Here is a 26,207-nt window from a genome sequence, read left to right on the forward strand (position 1 = left end):
TGGTGGAAATGTCGTGCATGGATTTGCGATCCAACGCTCAGGTGCTGGTGATCCTGCCCTACGGCACCCGGCCACTGCACGCCATGTGGGAGTGCCACCGTTGAGGTCTCACTGGCAGGCGAGTCGCTAGCCCCCCATGCCAGTGGCAGCGAGAACGACGTCCTCCCAGCTCCGGCGGCAGCCCCGCGTCGTCGGCAGCGCGCCGGAACGCCACGTCCAGATGCGCCCGCGCCACCCTGCTCTGCCGCTCGGTGACGAACAACGCCGGATGCGACCCAGGCCCGAACAACGGCCGCAGCTCATCGCCCCACTCGAGCAGGACCTCGACGACCCAGTCCATCTCCGGCACCGTCAACACCGTGCGCCGCTTCGGCGGCCCGCCCCGCGACGCCTTGCCGTAGCGGACCTGCACGCACCCGAACCGGCCGTACCGCTCCGCCCGCGGGTTGCGCCGCAAGTCCACCAGATCCAGCCTCGCCGCCTCCTGTCGGCGCAGCCCGAACCCGTACACCGTCTTGAGCAGCACCGCGTCCCGCCGAGCCACCAGGACGCCCTTGCGGCCGCGCCGGCGGATCTCCTCCGCCCGGCCGTCCGCGGCGTCGAACAGCACCTGGACTTCGTCGTACGTCAACGCCCGCCGCCCCGGCCGGCCCTCGTAGTCGCTCAGATGCTGCACGGTGTTCCACTCGTGACAGATCTGCGCCGGCGCCTGCCCAAACCGCCGGACGCATTCCTCCGCCCACCCGTACCGGCGATCGGTCACGAACTCGCAGAACAACCGCAGCGTCATCTGATACGACCGCACCGTCGAATGCGCCAACGGGCTGCTCCCCGACGTCAGCGATGTCGTGAACGCCTCCACCTCCTCAGGCGTCCACTGCCACGGGTACAAGCCGGTGAAATCCGCGAAGCGACACAGCAACGCAAGCCGCGGCCTGATCGTCGACTCCCGCGACATCCGCGAACGCTGCTGCCGCCACCAGCCTTCCAGCATGCCATCGAACACCGCACGTTCCGGGTCGAGCTGGACCACGCCGACCGGCATCACCAGGTGCACCGCACCCGGCAAATCAACCGAACGGCCTCCCGAACCCATGTTGCATCCAGCGCAACAATGTGGGGCCTGGTGACGTCCCACCAGGCCATGCCCACCGAACGTGTACCATCAGTTACGCTGAAACCGTTGCCGTGCAACTGTTTCAGACAGACGCCAATGTTGCATCTGTTGCAATAAAGGCTACTTAATGATGCGCCTCACGGCCGCGACCTGACTACTCCACGAGGACAGCTTGCTGATCTTGACAACGTCGCCGGTATGTGGAGCTTGGACGATGAGTCCCTGACCGATGTACATGCCGACGTGTCCCGGGCGGGTCCGAGTCCCTTGGCTGCCAGGGATGAGGACGAGGTCGCCCGGGTGGATGTCGTTGAGAGATGGCACGGCGGTGCCCGCACCGACCTGGCCGCCAGTGGTTCGGGGGATGCTGACCCCTGCCGCCCGGTAGGCGCCTTGCATGAGGGAAGAGCAGTCGCATTGGTGGGCGGGGACGCCGGAGTGGGCGGCCGTACAGTCGCCGCCGTAGTGGTATGGGGTCCCGAGTTGCTGCAAGGCCCAGCCGATCGCGGTGACCACTGCGGCTGGCGTGTCGGCGGGGAGGGTGAACCCGTCGGGGAGTCCGGTGCCGTCGATGTCGATGCTGCCGTCGCCGCCGTCGATGGGGCAGCTGAGGTCGGTGACGCCGAGTTGGCCGCCGGGATCGCCGCCGACGGCTGCGACGACCTGGACGGCGTCGTCCTCGAACTGGGCGTATCGGTCGGGGTAGGCGGAGCGCTGGACGGCCTGTGCGGCTTGTGTGAGGGGCAGTTGTTCCCAGTTCTGGATCGTGAGGAGTTTGTCGTAGAACTTGCCGGCCGCGTAGCGAGGATCGAGCAGTTGCGCGGGGGTGCCCCAGCCCTGGCTTGGGCGCTGCTGGAACAGCCCGACTGAGTCGTGGTCTGTGACTTTGGACGTGTTGATCAGCGAGGATTCGGTCATCGCTGTGGCGACGGCGATGACTTTGCCGCGGGTGGGGAGGTTGCGTTCGGCGCCGACGGCGACGATGACGGCGGCGTTGCCGACCTGTTCGGGGTTCCACCGGCCTACCTGCCGGCCCTTGCCGGCCGTGCTGGTCGGGTCGCTGGACGCGCTGGTCGTGCCGTTCGGATCTTCGACGGCGCTGGTGGTTGCTGCACTGGTGGTGCACGCGTAGGCGTTGTCTGGGGTCAGGATGGCCGCGAGCGCGCCGCAGCCGATGACGACGACTGCGACGAGGGCGAAGACGACGATCCATCGGGTGCTCGTGCGGCGACTCATGGCGTTGGTCCTGGTTCGACGTTGTCGACGAGCCAGATGCTGCCGGTGTGGAGGACGGTGACCTTGACGGCGCCGCCGGTGATGGGCACGACCACGACGGCGCCGGCCGGTGTCGCGGTGAGCACTCTCGGCGTCGGTCCGGTCGAGGTCGCGGTGAGCACTCTCGGCGTCGGTCCGGTCGAGGTCGGTGTGCCGGGCGGTTGTTCTGGCAGCGCGGCTGGTACCCGTGTGGGGTCGATGGTTGCCAGGGCTCGCCCGTAGCCCGGGGTCGCGAGTGGGACGACGTCGGCCAGCCATGCCTGAGGGTCGCGGTTCGGCCGCCCCCAGAGCCCGATGAAGCGAGTCGCCGCGTCGACGGCTGCCGGATCGATGGGCGCTGCGGGATCCGAGCCTGCCGTGCCGGCCGTCCGCGTCGGGGTGGCGCTGCGAGCGGTCGCTGCCGGAGTCGAGGCCCGGCTGGTGGGTGCGGCCGGGGTGCTGCATCCGGCGGTGGCGGTGATCGCGACCGCAAGCAGCAATGCCAGCCTGCGTGCGCTGCTCATGGCGCTTCGTCCGGTGCTGTTGGTGGCGGCCATCCACCGGCCGCCTGATCGACGGCGCGGCCGAGTTCGTGAACGACACGTCGCAGATCGAGGAGCGCAGCACCGCGCTCCTGCGCTGCACCAGTACGGATCCGCCGTAGCTGCAGGGCGACGTCGGCGGCGAGCGGGTCGACACGGTCGGCGAACCCGGCCAGGTCGATGGCTGGGTCATCGCTTCCGGTCGTGCCCTGCATCACCGGGCCGTGCGGGTACAGGTGTTGTGATCGCGTGGTTGTGGTCTGGCCCATCAGGTCTCCAGCTCGGCAGCGCGGTCGCGCTCTCGCGCCGCGTACTCTTCGGCGAGCTCGCGGTCCTCGGCTGCGAGTTGTTCGATGAGCGCGGTGTCGCGTTGCTCGCGCAGTTCTTCCTCGTTCATGGCGGTGTCCTTCTGTTGGTCGGGTTGTTTGTCCTGCCGCTTTTCGGCTTCATCGCGGGCGTCGCGGTAGGTCTCGATCCGGTTGTTGATCCACTTGCCGGTGGCGTTGATCCCTTCGCTCAGGTCGCGGACATCACGCTCGAGAGCGGCCCAGCCGGACTCTGTGGTCACCAGGGCTGGCCGGGTCACGGCTGATCACCTCCGGCACGAAGTGCTCCGTTGGGTCCGTCTGGTTTCGCTTCGCTGCTCGCCGTGGGTACGGCGTTGGCGGGGCCGGCCGGAAGTGGCCGCTGGCGGCTGTCTGCTTCGGCTGTGTCGAGCGCGGTGTCGCGCCAGCCGGGTGGCCAGTGCAGGTCGACCCGCCGGTCGGTGTGTTCGCCGTTGCGGCAGCGCGTTGGTTCGTCCCAGTCGCGGATGCGCGCGCGGGCCCGGCCGAACGCTTCCAGCCAGCGCAGAGGCCCGTCACCGCTGGCGCGTGGGTCGTAGGCCACGTGCCAGCTCGCGGCGAGCGCGGTGAGCTCGTCGACGAGTGCTGGGTGGCGGTGCCAGCAGGCGGGGAGTTCCTCGGTGAGCTGGTAGCGGTCGCTGATCCAGGCGACCCAGTCGATCAGCCAGACCCAGAGGTTGGCGGCGGTGGGACGGTCGAGCAGTTGCCAGCGCAGGTCGGCCGGTGCGCCGGACCGGCTGGCCGGCCCGCCGGCGGCGCGGACCTCCTCACGGAGCTTGAAGTGGTCTTCGGCGAGGGCGGCCACGGTGTCGTGCAGCTCGGAGAGGCCGCCGGTGAGCAGCGCGACGGTCTCCAGCGCGTCGTCCCCAGGGTCCGGGGTCGCGCTCGTGTCGGACGGTGGCTGGCCGGGGTCGGTCGAGGGTGTGGTCATGCTGCGGCCGCCTTGGCGAGTCGGGCTTGGAAGGTGTCGCGGTCGGCGACGCGGTCGGCGGCGTCGGGGCGCTCGTACCAGGCCGGCACGGCGAGCTCGACCGGGCGAAGGTTGCCGACGAGGGCGAGGGCCCGGCCTTCGGGCAGGCTGCGTAGTTCGGCGAGGTCGACGAGGTTTTCCCGGCGGACGCTTTCGGACACCGATGCGCGGCCGCCGCCCCATGAGTGCGAGGAGGAGATTTCCTGGACCTGCCCGGCGAGCGCTTGGGCGTCGCGCAGGCCCTGCACGTCGGTGGAGCCGCCGATGAGGAGCCGGGCGTTCGCGGACGCGTCGATGGATCGGCCGGCCTTGTCGCCCCATCGTTCGATGAGCTGCTGGGTGTTCTGGCAGTAGATGTCCACGGCGATGCCGGAGCCGCCGCCTTCGGTCATCAGTGATGGCAGCGATCCGAGGGGTGCCACGTTGGCGATCTCGTCGCCGACGAAGTACAGGCAGGGTTCGATGCGGCCGCCGGGTGCGGTGAGGGCGATGCGTTTGGCCTGGTAGAGAAGGTCTTCCGTGACAGCGGTCAGCAACGGCGCGATGAGCGCCTGGGCGTCCCTGGTCCCGACCAGGTAGAGGGTGCCGGACTGGGCGAGCCAGTCGGCGGCGTGGAACTGCTGTCCGCGCGGTGGGCTGCACGCGGCAAGCACCCGCGGGTCGTTGAACGCGTCGAGGGCGCCGGAGACGACGCTTTGGATGGTGTCGCGGGCGCGGCCGGTGGTTTCGCGGTGCCGCGCGAGGCGGTCGGCCCAGCTGTGCACGCCGTGGTGGCGCAGGATCCGTTCGGGCCTCGCGTTGGACGGGTTCTGGCTCCAGGCCAGGACGTCGACCATGGTGGCGTGTTCGTCGAGGGCGGCGGCGCGTAGGAATCCGCGGATGAGGGACGCGGCCTGGTCCTGGAAGTACTTGCCGTTTTCGACGTTGTCGGCGCCGACGCCGGAGCCGCTGGCGAAGCCTTGGGCGCGGAGCATCGCGACGATCGGGTCGTCGGCGCCTTCGATCGGTGACCAGCGGATCCTCGGCACGCCGGGGATCTCGCCCTGCGGTTCGAAGATGTGCGTCGGGCCGATCCGGGCCCGGTGTTCGAAGGTGACGGCGGCGACGTCGAGGCGGGTGCTGGTGGAAATGACCGCACCCCGCGCGTCGAGCACCCGGGGGATGACGAACCGCGTGGTCTTGTTGCCGAATCTCGCGACCGCGGTGGCCAGCAACGTGTACTCGTTGGCCAGGAAGAGCGGGTCGTTGGTGACGGCGTCGTTGCCGAGGAACCGGCCGACCTCGAGCGGGTCGTGGCGGCGGGCGGTCTTCGCGGCGACATCAGCCGGGGTGTCTCGGTCGCGGATAGTCAGGCCGGGTCGGACGATGTCGGTCCGGGCGAGGACCGCGCCGGCGGACAGCAGCCTGCGGGCGTCGCTGTTGCGGGCGAATCCGGGACGGCGGCGGTGCCGCAGCAGCAGCCACGTCACGCCGGCGAGGCTCGATAGGTGATGGGCGAGCAAGACCGTCCAGATCGGGTAGAGCACCCACGGTGGTGGCTGGTCGGACCGGGCCCGGACGGGCCACGCGTCGGCGGGGTGACGCAGGTGGCCGGCGAGGCGCAGCGCGATCGCCGGCGCGTCGGCGGGGCCGCTGTCCGGCCAGGTGGCGTGAGTGAGGAGCCCGCCGACCTGGCCGGCCAGCCACAGCGTCCACATGGTGGTGCCGGTGACCACGGCGAGGAAGGCGAGCATGCCCAGCCGGACCACGATGTCGGCGCGGGGCAGTCCCTGCCGGGGCATCCCGTGCCCGGGTGCGGACAGCGGTGGGCGCCGCATCAGTCGGCCCCCCGCCCCGCCGTCGACAGCTGCCCTGCGCCGGCAGGACGGCCTGCGGGCCCGCGGCCGGCGTTCGGGGCGACCTGGCCGGTGAACGCGGCCTCGATCCGCGCTTCGGCGTCGTCGGGGTCGTCGGGGTCCTTGCCGGCGTCGACCACGTCGGGCAGGGCTTCCATCTGGCTGTCGGTGTGCACCATGCCGCGCTCGATCGAGGACAGCTGGTGCCGAACGACGTAGGAGCGGGTGCCGATCTTCCACAGCCCGACGCCTTGGCGTAGAAATCGCAGCAGGTCGGTTTCGACGTTCGTCGCGCCGAGGAACTCCCGGGCCGGTTCCAGGGAGCCGGGTTCTTGCCCGTAGGAGATCCGGACGCCGGAGTCCTCGATCAGGCCGCGGGCGATGCGGACGGCCTCGCTGTCCCCGTCGCCGATCGCGGCCAGGTCGGAGAATCTGTGGAATCCCAACGCGTTGCCGATGCCCAAGGCACGGGCGAGTTTGAGCTGCTCACGCATCCGCCGGATCAGCGGCAAGTGTCTCGAGATCAACGCAAACTCGTCGTAGATACACAGCCTGGGTCCGGCGTCCGGCCGGGACAGTTCGGCTTCCAGCCAGCTCTGGGCACAGGTCATGGCCATGGCGGTGAGCTGGTCGGAGGCGCGGATGTCGCGCAGGTCGAGCACGGCGCCGGGCTCGTTGAAGTCGAGGCGGGTGAAGGCGGTGGTGCCGTCGCCGTCGAAGACGCCGCCGATCGCGCCGCGGATGAGCCGCTCCAGGGCGAGCCGGACCCGCCGCGAGTCGGCGATGAACGTGTCGAGGGGGTAGGCGAGGTTCGTCAGTCGGTGCTGCCAATGCTGGGGTTCGCCCATCGCGGCCAGGACCTGGGACAGGGTCGGGGTGCCTTGCCGGTCCGGGCTGGTGCCGTCGTCGGCGCGTACGACGGTGTCCACGGCGTACTCGACGAGGGAACGTTCCGCCTCGCTCAGCGGCCCGCCGAGCTGGATCTCCAGCAGCCCTTCCAGCAGCAGCAACCGGCGGGTGCGTTGCACCTGCAGCCACTGCGGCACCGACATCCCTGGGTCCCGGCGGATCCCCGACAGGGGGTTCATGACGATGCCGCGGCCGGGCCCGATCCGCAGCGGCGTGATCCCGCACAGCTTCGCGAGCTCGGCGTACTCCGAGCGGATGTCGGTGACGTAGAACCGCTGCCCGAACGGCACCCCCCTGAACGCGAGCGTCTTCAGCAGCGACGACTTCGCCGTGCCGATCCTCCCCGTGACCACCATGTTCGGGGCGCTGAGCAGCTTCGCCCGGTACAGCTCGTGCAGGCTGAACGTGAACCCGGAGCGGGAGTAGACCTCGGTGCCGACGAGGGGGCCGTCAACGGGCAGACCGCCGTCAGTGACGAACGGAAACACACTGCAGAGCTGCGCCGAGGTGGTGACGAGCGGCGGCAGCCGCAGCAGCGACCCGGGCCGGCCGGCGGCAGGTCCGTAGCCGCCGCGGCGCCCGACCGGCGGCGGACCGGTCAGCTTGGCCTCCTGCGCCGCGAGGGTCTCCTGCTCGAGGCGGACCGCGGCGAGGGCGCGAGCGGCGTCACGGCTGCGGGCCTCGTCGGCGATGAGGTCGCGCAGTGCCCCTTCCCGCCGCACCCGTGGGCGGTCCTGCCGGTGACGGGTCATGCCGACCACCCGCGCAGCGGCTTCAACCCGCGCCCGAGCGGCAGCGCACCGGCGGCGAAGGCTTGATCTTGCTCGCCGTACAGGGTGACGGCTTCGCAGCCGGCGCGGGACAGCACGCGTTTCGCGGCCCGGGTGTGCCGGTCAAGCTCGTCGGGGCTGTCGGCGGTAACGGTGATCAGCAACTGGTAGCGGTAGCGGACGTGGCCGGCGGCCTGTTCCCGGTCGATCTGCAGCACCGCCTTGGCCTCTTCGTCCTCCCGCGCGGTACGCACGAGCCGCAATTTCCGTTTGGTGACCTCGTCGCCTGCGGTGGCGACCTGGTCGCGGCGGGCGGCGAGCTGCGCCAGCGCGGCCGGGACCGGCTGGGCCGTGAGGGTGACGGTCCGCCGGCCGCTGCCGCGGGTGTAGAGCGGGGTGAGCCAGGTCCCGCCAACCGGCTGCCGCGGCATCTGCGCCACCCACAGCGTTCGGGACAGCCCGGAGTCGTGCCGGTACGTGTCCCAGCCGACCGTCTCCGCGGCGAGCGGCCCTGCCAGCCGCGGTTCGACGCCGGGCGCGACACCGGCGGCTGCGGCCGCCTCGGCGGGCGTCCCGGCGTGCCCGGCGGTGGTGCCGCCCCGCAGGTCGACGGCCTCCTGGTCAGCGGGGTCCCACTGGGTGCGCAGCACTGCCGCGTACCGGCGGGGGCTGAGCCAGCCGTGCGTGGTGAGCCCGGCCTCGGCGACGGTGGCGGCGATCCCGGCGAGGCGTTCCAGGATCACCACGCCGACCGCGGCGTCGGTGCCGCCTGCCGCGTCGATCTCCCCGGACATCCGGGCGATGTCGAACGCGACGACGAGGAACGTGTCGTGCCGCTGTCCGGTCGGTGCCGCGGCCGCGGTCAGTTCGGCCAGGGACCGGTAGGCGATGCTGCTGGTCTCGACCGCCCGGGTGGCGAGGTAGCGCTGGGCGCGGTTGCCGGTGTCGGGCACCGTGCGGGTCGACAGCGACCACCGCACCAGCCCGGAGTCGGCGTATTCGGAGCCGAGGATGTTCAGCGCCTGCGCCCAGTCGGTGAGGCGGCGGGTCTGGTCGGCCGGGTCGGCGAGGACGAAGTTCGCGCCGGTGCAGGCGAGGGCTGCGGTGACGGTCTTCTCGGCCCGGTGGTGCAGGAGCCCGATCTGGGTCACGCCGTCGGTGGCGACGGCGGTCAGCCACCGGTATCCGGCTGCCGCGCCGGGCAGGTCGAGCAGGTCACCGCCGTTCGCGGCGAAGATCCCGCCGCGGTAGCGGTCCTGCCGGGTCGTCTTCTGCACCAGCGCCCCGGCGATGACCGGCAGCCACTCGGTGATGCGGCGGCCTTTCAGCCGCAGCAGCGCCAGGACGATGAGCAGCACTGCTGCGCCGAACATGGTGAAGGCCGGCCATTTGTGTCCGGCGGCGAGCAGGTTGATGCCGATCATGGCGCAGATCAGGCCGACGACGACGCCGCCGATCTGCGACCAGGTGAACCCGAGCACCGCTCCGCGGGTGCTGCGGGGCGGAAACGTGAACCTCGCTGACATCGATCCCCCGTCGTTTCAAGGCCGTACCGAACGCTGCTCTCGTCGATTGCCGCAGGCCGCCGCATGCCGGCGGCCGCGACTTGGGGCTACACCGCAACCACGGCGAGTTCCTCCGCGGAACCGGCTGCCGCACCGGCACCACCCCCACCGGCCGGGCCCCCGCTAGGACCGCTGCCGCCGGACGGGGCGCCGCCGCCAGGACCAGGCTCTGGAGGATCGGGTGGCGTGTCCCCGCCGGGTGATTGGCCTTCGCCGCCGTCGGTGTCCGATCCGCCGGACGGACCGCCGGCGGGGCCGAGCCCGACCGAGTCCGGGCCGCCCGGCAGTCCAGCTGCGCCGCCCGTGCTGTCCGAGCCGGTCTGGGCGGCGCCGGTCTGGGCGGCGCCGGTCTGGGCGGCACCGGTCTGGGCGGCACCGGCCGATCCGCCGGTCCGATCCGTTGCAGCCGGGTCGACACCGGTCGGGTCCGCGCCATTGCCGTTTGCGGACACGGCCACGGCGTCCGGCCGGACCGGCACGGCGCCGCTGTCACCGGTCTGCCCCGGCGCGGTGAGCTTGCCGGAGCCGAGGTCGTGCCGGGCGCTGCGGGCGGCGCCTTCGACGTCGGCGGCCTCCCCGGCGTGCGGCTGGCCGGCCGTCTCGCCGTTGCCGGCCTCGTCGTCACCGGTGCTGCTGGCGGCGTTGCCGGCCGCGGGGCCGCCGGCCTGGCTCGGGTCGCCGGGACTGCCGCCGTCCTGGCCGGTCTCCACGGCCTTGGTGGCGTCGTCGACCGGACCCTTCTCAAGGCCGGCCATCTGCTGCAGACCCTTGCCAGGGTCCTCGTCGCCGCCCTCGTCGGCGTCTGCGTCTGCGTCGCCGCCGGTCTGGCTCGGGTCGGTGGGCATCTCGGCGATGTTGGCGTCCATGATGTCCGTCGCGTCACCGCCGCCGTTGCGGCCGCCGAGGCGCTGCATGGCGGCGTCAGCTCCCCGGGTTGCGAAATCACCGATCCCGGCCGCAGCGGCGGCGACCAGCCCGCGGCTGTTGACGTCGGACAAATAGGAATCGAAGATCGTCAACAGTCGCAGCATGATGCCGGGGCACAGCACCATCAGCCAGATCAGCAGCAGGGCCTGCAGCATCGTGGTGAAGTCGTCGCTGCCGTAGGCGGCGCGGGTGCCGTAGATCCAGAACAAGGTGATGAAGAACTTGCTCGCGGCCAGGGCGTTGACGGTCCAGAACCAGGTTCGCGCCCAGGGCCGGGTCTCTTCTTTGACCTGTCCGGACATGGCCATCGCACCGAGGAGGGCGGCGCCGGTCGTGAGGAGCCCTCGGAACATCATCATGATGAACAGCAGGACGAGCCCGATCAGTGCGAAGATCGCCACGATGAGCACCAGCGCACCGGCGCCTTCCTGCCCGGCCGCGAGCCGGAATGACACGAGCCACAGGGAGGCGTCCCAGCCGGTGCTGGCGTTGTAGTCGATCAGGGCGTTGGTCGCCTCGTCCCAGGCGGACACGACCGTCCAGGCGATGCCTCCGGCGAGCGTGATGCCGAGGATGGCACGTACGAGACCGCCGAGCGTGGCGACCGGGCTCGGACCCTGGACGCGGAGCCCGTTGATGATCGTGGCCCAGATGAAGTAGATGAAGACGAGCACGATGAGGATGCCGGCGGCGGCGTTGTAGCTGAAGAAGAACGCCTCGTCCGGCGCGCCGATGCTGGTTTTGGTCAGGACCAGTTTCGCCAGCAGCGACAGCATGTAGCCGACGGCTTGGACGAAGAAGTCGGTGAGGCCGGAGATGCCGGTGCGGATGCCGGCGGCGACGGCTTCCTTGAGGGCCTTCTCGATGCGGCACTGCTGGTCCGTCGTGCCGCATGCGTCGCTGGCTGCACCGACGATCTTCGGTGGGCGCAGTGCCTGCACCAGGGTTGGCGCTGCGGCAACGCACCGGTCGTGCACGGCGGTCCATGCGTCGGCCTGTTCCGGGTGCGCGGCCGCCTGGTCGGTGAACAGGTTGCAGCGCACCAGGTCGTTGCTGGCTGGCGTTCCGCTCGGGACGTCTGCGAGAACGGATGGGGTCCCGGCAGCGGGCCGCGTGTTGAGGGTGAGGGCGACGGCCTGGCAGAGGGCGTATTCGTCAGTGGTGCGGGTGAGGTTGCAGGCGGTCAGCCAATGCGACGAGGCTCCTTGCGGTGGCGTGGGCGTGTAGCGGATCCACTGCAGACACCACCGCTTCTCTCCGACCGGGGCCTCGCCGACGCAGTCCGATGTGTCCGGTCCCTGGCTCGGTGCGGACGGTGACACCGTTGGCGACACGGTCGGCGAGGTCGTGGGCGGTACTGACGGGTCGGCCGCTGCCACACCGGGAGTGAGGAGCGCGAGCAGCACCGCGGCCGTGAGCGCTCCGCCGGTGAGGATGCCGAGCACGCGGGCGCAGCGGGATCGTCCCCGCGTTGGGCGGCTGGTGCTGCGGCGCATGGCCGGCGGACGGACGCAGGTGCGGTCGGGCCGCGTCGCAGCCTGGGCCGGCAGCGGTGCCGGGCGAGGCGGGCCGAAGCCGGCAGCGGCTCTCGTCGAAGGACGCTGCCAGCACGGTGATGCCGGGCGGCGACGGATCCGGGCCAGCCGTGTCCGGGCAGGAGCAGGCAGCCCATCCCGGGTGCGGTGTTGCGCCTGCCACGCCGCTGGTCCGCTGGTCGCCATGCCGGGTCGCAGCGCCCTTTGCCCGGCAGCGTGGTGGGTGAGCACCATCGCCAGCACCGCCCCGGCGACGATGGCTGCGCACACCGCCACGAGGCCGTACGGTCGCATCCCGGCCCGCGCGTTCCGGTGACGCGCCGGGGCCCGCCGGCTGGTCGCGGTCATGACAGCGGTACCCAGCTGTCCGGGCCGAAGACCTTCGCGAGCAGCCGCGCGTCCTGCTGGGCCGCGGCAGTGTCCAGTGCACCGGGCGGGGCCGCCGGCACGGCAGCGGCGATGGCCGCGATGCGCCATCCGTCGGCGGTGAGCTGCATGGTCAGGTCGTGCAGCATCCACCCGGGGGCGAGCACCGGCCCGGAACCGGTGCCGGTGCTGCTGGAGCCCGGGTTGGGGCTGCCGGTCGGGCTCGGGGGCAGGGTGGCGCCCGGCGTCGTGATCGGTGGTGTGTCGGTTCCGGTGCCGCCGTCGGGATGCCCGTCGAGGTTGGGGGTGGCGCCGAGCAGGACCAGGACGTAGGTCTGCACGTCGACCTTCGCACCGACCGGCAGGGCGGTGCTGTCGGCGGCGTGGGCGGCCCAGACCCGTACGGTCGTGCTCTGCTGGATCGCACTCGCAGCGTCGCGGGGCACGGACGGGATGAGCTGGTCGGCGAGACCGGCCGCGTCGACGGTGCACAGGCGTCCGGCAAGCTCAAGTGCCGCGCTATGGTCGAGTGCACCGGCGGCGGTCAGCACGGTCTCGAACCGGGCGGCGGCCTCGCCCGCCCCGCGTGCGGTCACCGGATAGCCGACCGGGACGCCGTCGACCAACCGCACGCCCGCTCCGGTGGTGTCGGCTGCCGGGCCGTCGCCGTCTGCCGCAGTACCTGGAGCCAGGATCACCCGGTCGGTCGCGGCGCCGAGGCCGAAGACCAGCAGGATTAGCAACAGCGCGGCGCCGAACCGGCGGCCGTTCGACGTGTCGGCGTGGGCCGGTTTGTAGCCGCCCATCACGCCGCCGCCGTGAGCAGCCAGGCGATGACGCTGGTCGCGGACCCGACGATGAGGGCCACGAGACCGGCCTTCCACATCATCGCCTTCCCTCTATCGGAGATGATGTGTGACCCGAAGATCGGTCCGACGGAGAACGCGATCGCGCCGGCGGCGATCCCGCACACCGCGGCGACGATGCCCAGGAACAGGGCGGCGTTGCACAGCTGGTAGAACAGGTCGCTCTTAGGGACAGCGGCTGGATCGGGGTGGACCTTGTCCCAATCGAATCCGCCGCCGGGGTCGGCGCCGCCGGTCGGGTTCGGTGTGGGGGCAAGCAGGAGCCGTGGACCGGCGTACGTCAGCGTTGTGGTGATCCACGCCCCCGCGTAGGACAACATCAGGTGGGCTCCTTGTCGGCTACGCCGTCGCTGTGCGACCGGCCGCGGAGGCGGGCGGCGCGTCGGCGTCGGTGGCGGCAGCGCTGGCCCTGGACGGGCCGGCTGTGGGCTTGCTTCGGGTCAGGCAGGCGGCGGCCAGTTCCAGCAGTGCTTGCCGGGTCGCGCGGCGGGTTCGGCGCGGATCGACCGGCTCCGGGCGGGCCAGGTGCGGGTCGTACGGCACCTCGACGACCAGCCGGACCAGCTCCGCGGTCTGTCGGCACAGGGCCTTGGCTTCGCGCGGCGGGTTCGGCACGGTCGCCACGACCGCCAGCACCGTGCGGTCCACGACGTCGCCGAGTCCGGCGGCGCGCAGTTGTGCCAGCAGGCGCTGGGTGTGCCGGAGACTGTCCACTCCGGCTCGGGCCACCAGGATCGGCACGGTCACGTCCCGCAAGGACTGCCACGCTGACCGAACATCAGCCACCGGCAGGTCCAGCAGGGCAACGGCAAAGTGCTGGTGCAGCCGGTCCACGGCGGTGCGGGTCTCGCGCAGCACCGGCGGGCGTCGCTGCGCGGTCCGCTGCGGCTCGGCGACCAGCGCGTGCAACCCGGCCGGGGTACGCCGGGTCCACCCGAGCACCGTCTCGAGGTCGATGTGCACCTGCGGCCGCATCTGCCCGTCGGTGGTGTCGGCGGCGTTGAGCCCTGCAACGGCATCCCAGACGGTGCCGTCGCCGTCGGCGACGCGCTCGGTCAGGCCACCCCAGCTGCGCCCGGTCGCGTCAACCGCGAGCACGAGCCTGGGAACAGCGCAGGCCAGGACGCCGCCGAGCGCTGCGGTGATGGCGGATCGGCCGACCCCGCCGTCGGCGGAGGAAACCCCGATCAGCGCACCGCCCACCGGCAGGCGCGCCGCCGACTGCCACAGCCGTTCCACGACCGCGCCACCGCCGAACTCGCGGGGCACCACCGGTGCGCTACCGCCGACCGGCGGGGACCGATGCGGTGTGAAGCTCGCTGCGGGTCGGTTCCCCGTGGGAACGGCGGCTGGCGGGGCAGCGGTCGTGCGCCGCCCCGCCAGCACGGTGCCGGGACGCCGCCGTGCGTCGGCGCCCGACGGCGCGGGGTGCGCGCCGAGCCGGGCGGTTGCGCCGGCATGGTCAACGACATCGGGCACCGGTTCCTCCTTGTCGGACAGCAGGTCTTCGAGGGCGGCAACGTGATCGGGTGCGGTCCCCGACCCGGATGCCGCAGGCTCGGCGGGGTTCGTGCGGTGGGGCCGCGGCGATCGGGGTGAGTGCTCGCCGCGGCCGCACGGTGGGGCGCTGACCTGCCCGGGGCAGTGGAAACAGGTCGCGCCGGTCAGCCGCCCCCGCGAGCCGCCGGAGAAGCACGGCCCGCGAGGGCGTCGGCGCTCCGGCCGAACATCGGCGTGGAGCGGATGAGACGACGCACGGAGGCGTGCGCCGCCGTGTCGTGGTGGCTGCTCGGCCGCGAACCCCCGTAACAGCCGGGCGGCTGCTGCGACACGGACGAACGCATCACGATCACGGTTCGACCCTGCCCGCCACGCTCGGCCGCCGGAACGGGACAACCGGTGCCGCCGGGTGCCAACATCCACAAGGGACGGTCGATCGCTCGGGCGGCAGGCTGGGTGTCAGAAGGAGAGCATGGCAACGGCGCGCGCACGGCGCACGGGTCTGTGGAGGTGGAGCGGCGTACATGCGCCGCCGCGGCGGTGTGCATGCGCAGATACGACCGGCGGTGGCGGGTCGTTGACGACGCTGGCGAGATTGGACGTCGCTCGGCGTGGGCGTGGTGCGGTAGCCCCGCCCGGGGCCTGGCGGACGTCACCGGGCGGGTACGTGACGCGGCGGCCAAGCCAGTGGCTCGGCCGCTGCGGTGTCGATGCGGAACGGTCGCGCCTACCCGGTGACGGGCGCGTGGGTCTGGCCGGGGGTCGGCACCGGCGCCGCAGAGGTCGGAGCGCCACCGCCCGGCGGAGCGACCGTGGGGTTCGTGGGCGGGCCGCCAGTGGGACCGGTCGTGGGCGGCGCGGTGCTCGGACCGCCGGTCGTCGGGCTCGCCGTGGGCGACACGGTGGGTGACGTGGTCGGGCTGCTGCTCGGCGGCGCCGAGCTCGGCTTGCCGGTGGTCGCCGTTGGAGTGGGGTTGCCACCGGGGGCGGCGCAGGTCGCGACCGCGAGGTTGATGGTGGCCGCCTCGGTACCGGCGCCGGCCTTGATGGTGACCTGCATCGCGATGATGGTCACCGACCCGTCACCGTTGCGAACCTTGACGCCGTGCGCGACCGTGCCCTTCTTGCCCAGCGGGCCGGCGGCGGTGCCGCTGACGCTGGACGTGGTCTGGCCGTTGGTGCACGACGCCGACGCTGACGATGCCGAGACGAGGCCGTCGAAGGCGGAGAACCCGGTGACGGTGGCGCTGGCCTTGCCGCCGCCGGCCTTCACGGTGGCGGCGCTCAGGGTGATGGTGCCGTCGGAGGAGCGTGCACCGCCGCTGGCGCTGTGTGTGGTTCCGTCGGTGGACGACACCGACGGCTTGGCGCCGATCGGTGCGGCGCCGCCGGCCGAGATGCCGTAGGCGGCGTCGCGGTAGGTGGCGGCGGCACCGGCGGAGGTCGCCCACATGGCGAACCCCAGCGTTCCTCCGGCAACGGTGACGCCGAGCGCGGCAAGACGTCGAACGGTTCTGGTCTGCACGAGCAGTTGCTCCTGTCGGTGAACGGGTGTCGCGGAACCGGACCGGTCGGCCGGTCGACGTGGTCGGCGCAGGGCCGACCCTTGCGGTGGTGCAGCCCGCGTCGCCCCGCGCGGTCACGGGTCGATACGGACGAGGGTGCCGAGCGGCACCTGGGTCAGGGCGTTCAGCGCAGCGGCCGGCACTCGCAGGCAGCCGTTGCTGACGGCGTGGCCGTACACGATGCGGTCCGGCCAGGTGTGCAGGGCCGTGGTCGCCGGTCCGCCGTGGTAGCTGGCCAGCACGGCGCTGTGTGTGCCGAGGGCCAGGATCACCGGGGAGAAGGTCTGTGCCGGGTCGGTGATCTGGGCGAGCAGGAACGTCCGCCCGGTCGGTGTCGGTGTCGTCGGCGCGCCGACCGCGACGGTCCACCGGCCGACCTGTGCCCCGTCCCGGATCAGGGTCAGCGACCTGGTGTGCACGCTGACCCGGACTTCGTACGGGGTGCGGGCCACGTCGACGGCGGTGGCGTCCAGCCAGCCGCTGGCGCCGTTGGGCCGGCTCGGGAGCAGAACCCGGACCCAGCCTGGTTGCCGGTCAACGACCGGCAACCAGGTGCTGCTGCCCGCCTGGACGGTGGGCAGCCGCGCGATCGGGTTGCCGCCGGGTGCGTAGAAGACCGCGATGGGTGCGCGGTTGTGCACGACGGCACCGTCAGTACCGGCCGTCCGGTCGGTGTCCAAAGGTGCGCCCGGGATGGCCGTGTCGGTGGTCGCCTCGGGCAGTTGCGCGAGCACGACCGGCGTGATGTGTGGCACCGCAGTCGGCTGGATGACCGGCCCGGTGGCGTCCTCGAGGACTTCGCTGCGCGCGGGCTGTGGCGAAGTCGTCGAGGTGCTCGCCGGTGGGCGTTGACCGTGGGTAGCCAGCACCATCGCGACGGTGAGCAGGCCGGCAACGACAGCGACGACGGCGGTCGTGGGCCAAACCGAGTGTTTGGCCCGGCGCCTCGCGGTGTCCGGGCGACCGTTGGGGTCGCTGTCGTGGCGGGTCATGAGACCAGGGCGGTCAGGTAGTTCGGGCCGGGGGCGCCGAGGCCGGTGACGTGGTCGTAGCCGGGCCCGGTGCGCAGGCTCTGCGGCCCGCCGTCGAGGTCGATGAGGTAGTCCCCGGCGGGCAGGCTGTCGTTGATCGCCGGCGTCCAGATGCCGGCGTCGACGTGCCCGACGTCAGTGGTGGCGCCGGTGCCGGCCTTGGCGTAATGGATCGGCGCGGCCAGGCCGATGACGGTGTCGCCGCCTGCCCGGCTCTGCGCGACCGCGGCCAGCGACGCCACGATCGGTGCGGCCAAGGAGGTGCCGCCGATCGGACTGGTGCGGTACTGCCCGCCGGAGCTCCACCCGATCAGGAAGCCGGTGTAGGGGCCGGCGAGCGCGGCCACGTCCGGGACTGACCGGCGGGTGCCCGGGAGGCCGGCCTGCCACGACGGCTTGTCGAAGTAGCTCGACGTGCCGCCGCCGGCACCACCGATGAACGGCGGGCTGAGCCGCTGCCAGGTGCTGCCCTGCAGCCGGCTCGCGGCCGACTCCCAGCCGGTCTGAAAGATCGGCTTGTTGTTCGCACCGATGCCGGTGGAGGTGCCACCGACCGCGGTCACCCAGGGGCTCGCCGCAGGGAACCGCACACTGGTGCCGTTCGCGCCCGCCACGGCGCTGTTGTCGCCGGTGTCCCCGGACGCGGCGTAGACACCGACACCGAGAATCGCGGCCCGGGCCAGGATGGCGTTGACCGCCTGCAGATAGGCCTGGTCGTTGGGCTCGCCGACGATGCCCCACGACGCGGAGATGATCGTCGTGTCGACGCTGCTGTCGGCGATCACCTTGGCGACCGTCTCGTCCAGCTGGGTGCAGTCTGGTGCGGCCGCGTAGACGATCTTCGCGTCGGGGGCGATGGTGTGCGCCGCCTGCACGTCGAGGGCCTCTTCGATGTTCCACAGCGGCACGTCGCAGCCCTGCACGGTCGTCGGCGGCGCGTAGGCCTTGACCACGAACCTGTCCGCCGGCAATGCCGGGATGCCGTTGGCCGCGAACGTTCGGTTCGCGTCGGCCAGGGTCGAAGCCTGGTGGTAGGCACCAACGATGACGATCGTTTGCGCGGCGCCGCGGTCGCCGCCGCCGAGTCCGTAGAGGCTGCGCAGCTGGGTGCCGTTGTAGCCGCAGGTCGGGTTCGACTGCCGACCGGCGGGATACTTCTGCGAGACGGAGCCCTTGTTCCACTCGCCGAAGAACGTCGAGCAGTACTGGCCGTCGGCGAGCGGCTTGACGTTGGCCGCCGGCCGCACCGACAGCGGCTGCGCGACCCGCTGCGTCAAACCGGTCACGGCCTGCACGTCCAGAGCTACCTTCGCCGGCAGGCGCGCCGGACCCGACGCGGTCAGCGCCCGGACCCCGTGTCGGGTCTGCGTGGACAACTCCACGCCGAACGCGGCCCGGGCCGTGCGGGCGGTGCCGGTCAGGGTGAGTCGGGTCCCGGTGTCGTCGAGGCCCTGGACGGTGAACCCGGACCGGTTGGCCCAGGCGGTGACGCGGGCGACCCGGGCCCGGTCGGCGCCGAGCTGCTCACGCAGCTGCTGGCGGGTGAGGTGCTTGCCGAAGGCGGCGGAGCCGGGCGAGGCGACGGCCGCGGCGTACGCCTGGACAGCGGAAGGGTCCGCGGCAGCCAACGTCAGGGTGACCGTGACCGGCTGGTCGGCGGCGAGAGCACCGCCGCCGCCAGGCGGAATGGGTGTGCCGTGCGCGGGACCGGCCGCGATCAGCAGCGTGGCGAGCGCGCTGCCGGTGACGGCCAGCACGATGCGTGCAAGGCGCATGAGGGGTTGGTCTCCTTACTGGCTACGCCGCAGAGATCGACGACACCGTCATCGGGTTGTCGGCATGAGGACGCAGAAGGGCTGATACGGTGACGCGCAGGTCACCGGTGCGCCGACTCGACCGATGCCGCGACGGTGGTCATGGACGACCAACTCGTGGCTGCGCATCAGACCTCCGGCCGACCGCTGGGCAGGTGTCCGCCAAGGACGGCGGCGCCCCAGCCGGTTTCCGGACGCCGGTCCGCGACCGACGCCTGGAACCGTGATGTGTCAGCCACATGCATCTCGCTGCGCGCCGCCGACGACCGGCGGCCTGGCTGCGAGATGCGTGCGTCGTGGTCTGGCTGAGCTGGTCACGCCAACGACACTGGCCGTTCGCCCGAGCGAGCGGAACGTGCCAAGGGGTGCCAAGCGGGGCAGTGATGGGTATGCACGGCCTCACCGAACCGCGACGATTGAACCGGCCGCACCGCGAGCGGCAGGCAGAACGAGGGGGCCACAGCACGTGAGGTCTTGTCAGCATTGGCACGAGGTGCTCGGCCGCAGCACCCTGCCGGCAGAACACGAACGCCTACTGACTGACCTCGGTCACGCGGCCAACGAAGCAGCTGCGGCGCTGTTCACGGCCGCCGCTGACGAGCACACTGCCGACTATCGCTCGCATCGGCTGCAATTCGGCCGCGGCGTGCAGCCCGGGCCAGCGGAACTGCACGTGTATCAGCAGCTGGCCGGCGCCGCCGCCGCGCACGCGGACCGGTTGACGGTGCTGTACATCCGCGTGGCGTTGCAGTACGCCCTCCAGGCCGACGCGGCGATCACGGCCCGCTCACGGCCAGGGCAGGCCAGTAGTGCTGCGGTAAAGCCCCTGCCGACGGTCGAGCAGTTCCTGACGGACCCCACTGCGTACCTCACCGACATCCGGGATGCCGGCTCACCGCATGATCAGCTGCCACGAGCGGCATACCAGGCAGTCCTCGATGCCGTCGACCAGTACCGGACCGGGCGCGAGCGCCTCGACGGGTACGACGACCCCGAGGCGAAACACGTCGAAGAGCCGCTCAGTGACCCTGACGCGCCGGGCAACCTGTTCACGGAGCCGGGGGCGGTGTACGACATCGAACGCCCGACCGACCTGGCTGCGGCATTGCACGCCTACGCCGCAGATCTCATCCACCTGGTCCGAGCGCCCGGCGAAGGCCTACACGGCGTCCGGACTCCGATGTGAGTAGTCCCGCGCACCCAGCAGTGCTGCACAACCATCTGCGCTCCTCGCCGGTACGAGCCCACCCGGCGGCTACCTGAAATACGGATTCGGTGGCAGACCCAGGTCAGCAACCGTCACGCGCAACGCCAACGCCAACAGGTGCCGGCTGTACGGATCCGGGGTGTGCCGACCGGTCTCCCAGCGTGAGATCTGCCGACGATCCACACCGGTCCCGCGGTAATTCGCGGCAATCAACCGCATGTGTCCGACCAGGTCAGGCTGCGAGTAGTTCAGGACATTTCGGTAGTGGAAGATCCGCTCACCAGGAGTCATCCGGGCGACGTCATCGGCCGTTGGCAGACGATCCGGCAGCTCACTCACACGGCACCCCCGCGCGCTGCTCGATCGCGGACAAGACCGGACGCCACTGATCCTGGTCCTCACCGCTTGCATCCCGGCACGTCGCCGTCTCTGGATTGCCCGATCTTGTACCTGCCTCGCGCAGCACCGGTCTGCACCCCTCCCGGCTGGTGGACGGGAAACACCCTGACGCCCACCATGTGGATCATGCCGTCGCCTATCGGCGCGCACCCCTACCGTGGCCAGCGCACGGCACGGTGATCGACCCAGCCCTGGCAGCGTCCGCGATGCCCCCGCACATCGCTTCCTGTTGACCTTGTACAGGCGGCAACGGGTTTGCGGACAGTGATCATCCGCCCACGAGTCGCCTTCCTCCGGGAGGCAACCACGAGGAGCCAACTAGCGTCAAGATCAATGACGAACGATGGGCACGGTCCAGCACGCCGTCGCTGTCGACCGCGGGAGCGCGATATCTACGGTCCTCATTCGAAGTGCGGGGCACCCCTGCGGAGCGGCACCAACGGCCAGCAGGTACAACGCGCCAACATGGCACCGAGGCCCGGCAAGCACCAAGGCATCCGGGCCGTCACAGGCAAACACACCAGACATCAACCAACACGAAAACGTTCCGGCACGTACCAACCTACTGAAGCAGGGGCGTGCCGCGGTGACCTCGACCGGCCAACAACCAAATGTGGGGCGAGCGGTGACAGGTGACGGATTCACTCCGCGACCGGCTTAGCGTGCTTCGCGCGCGTGACGCGCGTACAGCGGCCGGCAGTGGCGCTCACCGTGCCTACGGCCCAACCGCCACGCTCCAGCCCACTTGGTGATCGTCACAACCCGGCTTTGACTCTTGACGGTGATGCCGATGCAAGGTATCGCGCGAGGAAGCGAAACCTGAAAGTCGGCGACATCTGTCACTTGTCACTTGCTGGCCGCGATTCGCCACGGCCCGGTCAGCAGTTCGCCATACCGGTAGCCGCCAGGGTCAGCGTTTCCTTTCACAGGTTCAGCGGGCGTCGTCCTGTTGTATAGGCGGTTCGTATCGAAGCTGCGGTCCGGGACGTGGCAGAGCTGGACTGGCCAGGATCTGCGACAGGCAGTCGATGGTGGCGAACGGGACTTGTGGGTGCGGCACGTACGCGGCCGGGACCGGTGAGGGGGTCACGAACATCTCGATCACGCACCAGCCGTCCCGCTCGGCGTCCACGCCGTGCTCGCGGAGGAGTACATCAAGCTGACCTCTGACGGCACTGGCCTTCGCGAGGAGCTTGGGGAGGTACGGAGTACCCCGCTTGGGGCGGAAGCCATCCCAGCGTGCATGACCCGAGTCGGGCGCGCCGTGATAGTCGATGATGTCGAACAGCACCCGCTCGATGTCGGTGGCGACGTGTCCGGCTTTCGCCTCCAGGATGAAGACGCGCCGGTGGTCGGCGTCGATCACGATGAGGTCGATTTCGCCGGGGATGGCCATGCCCAACTTCGCTGCACGTTCTTTCCTGAGCCGAGGAATCAGGATTCGGTTGGGCGCGGTGGCTTCGCGTTCGACGTCTGCTTCGAACGCCTTCTGCTCGCACTGCTCCCAGTCCTTAAAGGCCCGGACCACCTCGGTGGGTGCGTCCGGCCAGGGCAGGTCGGCCACCTGGACGCGCGAGGAAGAGCTCCCCTGCACGGGCGACGCGCCGGGGCATCACCAGCACGGCTGGCAGCTCTTACCCCGGCCCAGACTCGCCATGCTCGAAGCGGGCGGACTTCGCCGCCAGGTACGCGCCGGGTACACCCCGCTCCCACGTGTCGACGGTGGGGACGGTCCACCGCTCGTCGACCTGCCCGTTGTCTAGGTACCACGGCCGACGGTTCTTGTCGAAACTGCCGAACCCGAACCGGTCGTGGCGCAGCGTACCGGGGCGTGACCAGTCCTCGGCGATGCCGATCCACCCGAGGTCCCCCTCGCTCGGGACACGATCGATCGGGCCGAGAATCATCAGCCGGGGCCCCGGCTCGCCCTTGTAGGACAGCAGGGGCAACTGCGTCGCCGCGGCCTCCATGAGCGTGACGTCGAGCATGCTGTCGTGGCCTTTCACCTCGATCCAGGTGCCGCACTCCGGCAGGTAGAAGTCCGGCAGGTAGGGCCGGCCGCCCACGGGGTACCCCTCGTGCTCGTAATGCCAGAGGATGTTGGCGGTGTCGAAGAAGACCGCCCACCGCGCCTCAAGACGGGACCGGAATCGATGCCCGCTGTACCGGGTTTCGATCGGCTTCACATTCGTCACAGACTCACCTTGGCATGATCGCCAGGCCGGTGGAACCGCCCGGGCCAAGCGTCTCCAAGTCCTCAGCCAAGCTGCCGGCCGTGGCAAAATCGCTGACGGCCTGTGGCGAATGGAGGCTGGCCACCGCACGGCGACTCTCCGTGGCCGCCGACTCGAGCTGGTTCACAGGGCCGGAAACCGCGGCGCAGCTGGTCGACAAGACGCGGCAGACGTAGCAGAAGGATCGGACGTTAGATGGTCCCGCGGCGGTCGTCGCTGTTCTCAGCGTCATCTTCGGCCAGCAGCAGACTGACGCCGACATAGTGCCGGGCGCCGCCCGTGCCTCGGCCAGTGCGGACACCTTGCCGTTCTAGATCCTGCGTCAGACGCTTCGCCGTGACCGGCGCGTCGCCAGTCTGCTGACACCATCGCTCATACGCCCGCCGGAACCGGGTCGTCGCGACGCGGACCAGCGGCTGGTCGGCCGCAAGATGGCAGCACTCGGCGACGAACCTCGCCACGGTGTCTTCGTCCCGGGCGTATGCCGCTGTGGCCGCCCGCACAGCCGCCGGCTCCGGTAGGCCGTAGCGGTGGTAGTCAACCGCGCCGCGAATGATCCACGCCAGGACCGCCGGTGCTTCCTCGGCCAGCCGCTCGCCGAGCCTACGGTCCTGCCGGTCCTCCGACAGCGTGCGGGTGAAGGGGATCAGCCGGACCCGGCGCCAGAATGCGAGGCCGCCGGTCCGGACCTCAGGCCGGTGATTGCCGAGCAGCCACAACGTATGCGACGGCGCGAAACTGAACCAGTTCCCACGCATGTATCGGGCCGGAATGGAATCCCGGCCGGTCAGTTGCTTCACCCGCCCCTCGGAGAACCGCGCGCCCTCGCTCAGCTCCGAACACACGACCAGTCGGGCGCCGTGCAGCTGAGCCAGCTCCGTCGGGTGATCGGCGAACTGCCGCTGCATGAGCAGCTCCGACGACGCTGCGATCGCGTAGCCGGAGCCGCCAAGCCCAAGCGCGTGCATCGACGCCTCCAGCAGCGTCGACTTGCCGTTGGCGCCGGCGCCGAGCGCGAACGGGAGGATCTGCTCGAGGACCGCACCCAGTGCGGAGATGCCAAGCAGCCGCTGCACGTAGATGCGCAGCGCATCGCCCTCGCCGAAGGTGTCCGTGAGAAATCGCTCCCACACCTCGGCACGTCGCTCGAAGTCTGGCGTCACAGCACTGGATCTAGTATGCAAGCGCTGCGGGTCCGCCGCATGGAGCTCACCGGTCTGCAGGTTAGCGATCCCGCCTGGCGTGTTGAGTTCATACGGATGCGCGTCGACCTGGCCAAGCTCGACGACTAGGCGCGGATCAGATCGTGCGAGCCGTGCCACGCCGGAGACGCCACCTGCGGACAGCGCACCCTGTCGAAAGCGCCGCCACCGCGACGATGTCGGCAGCTCCCGTGCCAACGCCCGAATGAGCTCTCGGTGCTGTTCAGCCTCGTCCCAGACCCACCGGTGTCCGGTCCAGCGCAACCACGTGCCGCGCTGGGGACAGAACCGCAGCTCATGTCCATGCGTGTGCGCCAACGCCTGCGCCAGGCCGTCCTCCGTGGCACCCCAAGCGTGCGGCAGTCGTGGAGCAGTCTCGTCCTGTTCGCTCACCTGTAGCCACCCCGCTCAGGTCGGTCGGCGAACGTAGAGCAGTCGAGGTACGGAACAACCGCACCAACGTCCCTTCAGCTCACGTCCACCGACAGAATGCACGTGGCCACGCGACCGCAGTTGCAGTCGCGGTCCAGGCCAACTTCGCGATTCTGGGCGGGGGGCTCCGATGCAGGGCAGGTGCCATCCCGTGCCACCTGCGGTCAACAGGTAGCAACAGGATCCGTCACGTAGCACCGGCCAGCAGCGTGCTCTTACATTGAATCGGCTGGGACAGCGCCGGGCCAAAGAGATGGAGGCGGACCGTGGCCGAAAGCCTCAGGTTGCTCTGTTCCTCTTTGGGGGTGTAGATCGCTGGTGCCCTGCGGTGGGATGCTGGTGGGGAGGCGATCGTTATGCCGAAGTTGCTGTACGCCCGTCCTCCCGCTGACGCGGAGGAGGAACGCAAGGTCCGCAGGCTGGCCAGTGCCCGGCACGCGCCGGCGGACTGGATCATGCGGGCGAAGATGATCGCGGCGAGTTGGGATGGTGAACGTACCAGCGGTATCGCTGCGCGGCTCGGCTGCCACATACAGACGGTGCGGAAACGGCTGGCGCGGTTCAACGCCGAGGGTATCGACGGCTTGGGTGATCTGCCCGGGGCGGGACGTAAACGTCGCATCAGCGAACACGAGCGGGGCCGGATCATCGCGCTGGCCCGCTCGGTGGCGCCCGGCCGGCCACGTCGACGCCGAGGTGATCAAACGGTACGGCGCAAGGATCGACGAGTGGCGGCTACCGAAGGAGCAGGCCGGCCGGCAGCAGCTTGCCGTGCAGGTCGGCCGGGACGGCTACCGGCTCCTCAAGGCGGTCGCCGACCGGCGGACCCCGACCTGGCTGCGTGAGGTTCCCGCCGTCGATGTGCTGCGCCAGGTGTGGATCCAGCAGTACACCGTTGGCGAGTCCGGGCGGGGGGTGATCTGGCGGGACGCCGACACCTACGGGCTCCCGCCGGGCAGAACCAGGATCATCTCCCCGTACGACACCGATGCCCGCTACAGCGAGAAACGCGGCCGCAGCTGGGAGGGGTACAAGGTCCACTTCAGTGAGACCTGCGACAACACCCCGGCCGACGATGGCAGCACCGATCCCACCCTGCCACCGAACCTGATCACCAATGTGGTCACCACCCAACGCCGCCGTGGCCGACTCGGCGATGACGATGCCGAACCCGCGACATGCTCGCCGACGGCGGACCTGCTGCCGGCCGAGCACCTCATGGACGCCGGCTACCCGTCCACCGCGAACCTGCTGGCCTGCCGCACCGAGCACCAGGTCCGCCTGATCGCCCCGATGCGCGGCGACTCCTCCCGCCACGCCCGCACCAACAGCCCCTACGCCCGAACCGCGTTCACCATCGACTTCGACCAACAGCGTGCGACCTGCCCACAAGGCCACCACTCGGCCACCTGGAACCCCACCCGCCAAGACGGCCAGGACGTCATCGTGGTCAGCCTCCCCCTCAGCGCCTGCATCACCTGCCCGGCCCGCACCGAATGCACCCGCTCACAGCAACGCCGACGACATTTGACGCTACGACCCCGCCACCTGCACGAAGCCCTCCACGACGCCCGAGCCGAGCAGCAAACCGACGCCTGGAAACAGACCTACCGCGCCCGCGCCGGGATCGAAGGCACCATCCACCAGGCCACCGCAGCCACCGGCATCCACCAAGCCCGATACACCGGCCTCAAAATTAGAGCGACCGGCAAATGGGCGTTACTTGAGCCTGCGGGTGGTGAGTCGGGTATCCCAGCGGTAGAGCGCACGGGCGCGGCGGATGAGTTGACGGACTGTGACGAAGGCTGCGGCCAGATACAGGT

Annotated in this window: 22 protein-coding genes and 2 pseudogenes; 3 read left to right on the forward strand and 21 right to left on the reverse strand. The window is 70.7% G+C overall.

Annotation, left to right across the window (positions count from 1 at the left end; translation table 11 throughout):
• Positions 1–58 precede the first annotated feature (58 nt).
• The 16 genes from ABD332_RS57245 to ABD332_RS57320 form a co-directional block, all read right to left on the reverse strand.
• Entirely contained in the window at positions 59–1,096 is a 1,038-nt protein-coding gene (locus ABD332_RS57245; RefSeq protein ID WP_344515123.1) for a tyrosine-type recombinase/integrase, read from the reverse strand.
• Between the two features lie 141 nt (positions 1,097–1,237).
• Complete coding sequence (locus ABD332_RS57250; RefSeq protein ID WP_344515125.1) at positions 1,238–2,353, reverse strand: C40 family peptidase; 1,116 nt, start codon at positions 2,351–2,353, stop codon at positions 1,238–1,240.
• Positions 2,350–2,514, reverse strand: a complete 165-nt coding sequence (locus tag ABD332_RS57255) for a hypothetical protein (protein WP_344515127.1) — start codon at positions 2,512–2,514, stop codon at positions 2,350–2,352. Before ABD332_RS57255 ends, ABD332_RS57250 begins: the two co-directional genes overlap by 4 nt.
• Positions 2,515–2,891: 377 nt before the next feature.
• The gene (locus ABD332_RS57260) at positions 2,892–3,182 is read right to left on the reverse strand and encodes a hypothetical protein (protein ID WP_344515129.1); all 291 of its coding nucleotides are present in this window, start codon (positions 3,180–3,182) and stop codon (positions 2,892–2,894) included.
• The gene (locus ABD332_RS57265) at positions 3,182–3,499 is read right to left on the reverse strand and encodes a hypothetical protein (RefSeq protein ID WP_344515131.1); all 318 of its coding nucleotides are present in this window, start codon (positions 3,497–3,499) and stop codon (positions 3,182–3,184) included. The genes ABD332_RS57260 and ABD332_RS57265 overlap by 1 nt, the downstream gene beginning before the upstream one ends.
• Positions 3,496–4,188: a hypothetical protein gene (locus ABD332_RS57270; RefSeq protein WP_344515133.1), complete on the reverse strand. Its 693-nt coding sequence runs from the start codon at positions 4,186–4,188 to the stop codon at positions 3,496–3,498. Before ABD332_RS57270 ends, ABD332_RS57265 begins: the two co-directional genes overlap by 4 nt.
• Positions 4,185–6,044, reverse strand: coding sequence for a type IV secretory system conjugative DNA transfer family protein (locus ABD332_RS57275; protein ID WP_344515135.1), 1,860 nt, complete (start codon positions 6,042–6,044; stop codon positions 4,185–4,187). Before ABD332_RS57275 ends, ABD332_RS57270 begins: the two co-directional genes overlap by 4 nt.
• On the reverse strand, positions 6,044–7,723 hold the full coding sequence (locus ABD332_RS57280; RefSeq protein WP_344515137.1) for a hypothetical protein: 1,680 nt from the start codon (positions 7,721–7,723) through the stop codon (positions 6,044–6,046). The genes ABD332_RS57275 and ABD332_RS57280 overlap by 1 nt, the downstream gene beginning before the upstream one ends.
• Positions 7,720–9,267, reverse strand: coding sequence for an SCO6880 family protein (locus ABD332_RS57285; RefSeq protein WP_344515139.1), 1,548 nt, complete (start codon positions 9,265–9,267; stop codon positions 7,720–7,722). The genes ABD332_RS57280 and ABD332_RS57285 overlap by 4 nt, the downstream gene beginning before the upstream one ends.
• An 86-nt stretch (positions 9,268–9,353) precedes the next feature.
• Positions 9,354–11,276 carry an ICP22 family protein gene (locus ABD332_RS57290; protein ID WP_344515141.1) on the reverse strand — a complete coding sequence of 641 codons (1,923 nt, stop codon included), beginning with the start codon at positions 11,274–11,276 and terminating at the stop codon, positions 9,354–9,356.
• 836 nt (positions 11,277–12,112) lie between these two features.
• Positions 12,113–12,940 (reverse strand): hypothetical protein, encoded by an 828-nt coding sequence (locus ABD332_RS57295; RefSeq protein ID WP_344515143.1) that lies wholly within the window; start codon positions 12,938–12,940, stop codon positions 12,113–12,115.
• Positions 12,940–13,320 (reverse strand): hypothetical protein, encoded by a 381-nt coding sequence (locus ABD332_RS57300; protein WP_344515145.1) that lies wholly within the window; start codon positions 13,318–13,320, stop codon positions 12,940–12,942. The genes ABD332_RS57295 and ABD332_RS57300 overlap by 1 nt, the downstream gene beginning before the upstream one ends.
• Positions 13,321–13,339: 19 nt before the next feature.
• Complete coding sequence (locus ABD332_RS57305) at positions 13,340–14,269, reverse strand: cellulose synthase operon protein YhjQ/BcsQ (RefSeq protein ID WP_344515147.1); 930 nt, start codon at positions 14,267–14,269, stop codon at positions 13,340–13,342.
• A gap of 958 nt (positions 14,270–15,227) precedes the next feature.
• Positions 15,228–16,025, reverse strand: coding sequence for a hypothetical protein (locus ABD332_RS57310; RefSeq protein ID WP_344515149.1), 798 nt, complete (start codon positions 16,023–16,025; stop codon positions 15,228–15,230).
• A 114-nt stretch (positions 16,026–16,139) separates the two neighbouring features.
• Positions 16,140–17,057 carry a L,D-transpeptidase gene (locus tag ABD332_RS57315; RefSeq protein ID WP_344515151.1) on the reverse strand — a complete coding sequence of 306 codons (918 nt, stop codon included), beginning with the start codon at positions 17,055–17,057 and terminating at the stop codon, positions 16,140–16,142.
• Positions 17,054–18,871 (reverse strand): S53 family peptidase, encoded by a 1,818-nt coding sequence (locus tag ABD332_RS57320; protein WP_344515153.1) that lies wholly within the window; start codon positions 18,869–18,871, stop codon positions 17,054–17,056. Before ABD332_RS57320 ends, ABD332_RS57315 begins: the two co-directional genes overlap by 4 nt.
• A gap of 532 nt (positions 18,872–19,403) precedes the next feature.
• Between ABD332_RS57320 and ABD332_RS57325 the strand changes: the two genes are divergently transcribed.
• Entirely contained in the window at positions 19,404–20,096 is a 693-nt protein-coding gene (locus ABD332_RS57325; RefSeq protein ID WP_344515155.1) for a hypothetical protein, read from the forward strand.
• Between the two features lie 69 nt (positions 20,097–20,165).
• On the opposite strand, the gene ABD332_RS57330 is transcribed toward ABD332_RS57325, so the two are convergent.
• The 4 genes from ABD332_RS57330 to ABD332_RS57345 form a co-directional block, all read right to left on the reverse strand.
• Positions 20,166–20,456, reverse strand: a complete 291-nt coding sequence (locus ABD332_RS57330) for a helix-turn-helix transcriptional regulator (protein WP_344515157.1) — start codon at positions 20,454–20,456, stop codon at positions 20,166–20,168.
• 991 nt (positions 20,457–21,447) lie between these two features.
• On the reverse strand, positions 21,448–22,080 hold the full coding sequence (locus ABD332_RS57335; RefSeq protein WP_344515159.1) for a hypothetical protein: 633 nt from the start codon (positions 22,078–22,080) through the stop codon (positions 21,448–21,450).
• Positions 22,081–22,150: 70 nt separating this feature from the next.
• Positions 22,151–22,711, reverse strand: a complete 561-nt coding sequence (locus tag ABD332_RS57340) for a PDDEXK family nuclease (protein WP_344515161.1) — start codon at positions 22,709–22,711, stop codon at positions 22,151–22,153.
• 230 nt (positions 22,712–22,941) lie between these two features.
• Positions 22,942–24,345, reverse strand: a complete 1,404-nt coding sequence (locus tag ABD332_RS57345; protein ID WP_344515163.1) for a DNA primase family protein — start codon at positions 24,343–24,345, stop codon at positions 22,942–22,944.
• A gap of 494 nt (positions 24,346–24,839) precedes the next feature.
• On the opposite strand from ABD332_RS57345, the gene ABD332_RS60375 reads away from it, so the two are divergent.
• Both ABD332_RS60375 and ABD332_RS57350 read left to right on the forward strand, forming a co-directional pair.
• Complete coding sequence (locus ABD332_RS60375; RefSeq protein WP_425552465.1) at positions 24,840–25,229, forward strand: helix-turn-helix domain-containing protein; 390 nt, start codon at positions 24,840–24,842, stop codon at positions 25,227–25,229.
• A 448-nt stretch (positions 25,230–25,677) separates the two neighbouring features.
• Positions 25,678–26,019, forward strand: a pseudogene (locus tag ABD332_RS57350) (transposase); the annotation flags it as partial.
• Positions 26,020–26,103: 84 nt separating this feature from the next.
• Here the strand turns inward: ABD332_RS57350 and ABD332_RS57355 are convergent.
• A pseudogene (locus ABD332_RS57355) lies at positions 26,104–26,207 on the reverse strand (IS5/IS1182 family transposase); the annotation flags it as partial.

The organism is Dactylosporangium maewongense (assembly GCF_039531485.1).
GTDB lineage: Bacteria > Actinomycetota > Actinomycetes > Mycobacteriales > Micromonosporaceae > Dactylosporangium > Dactylosporangium maewongense.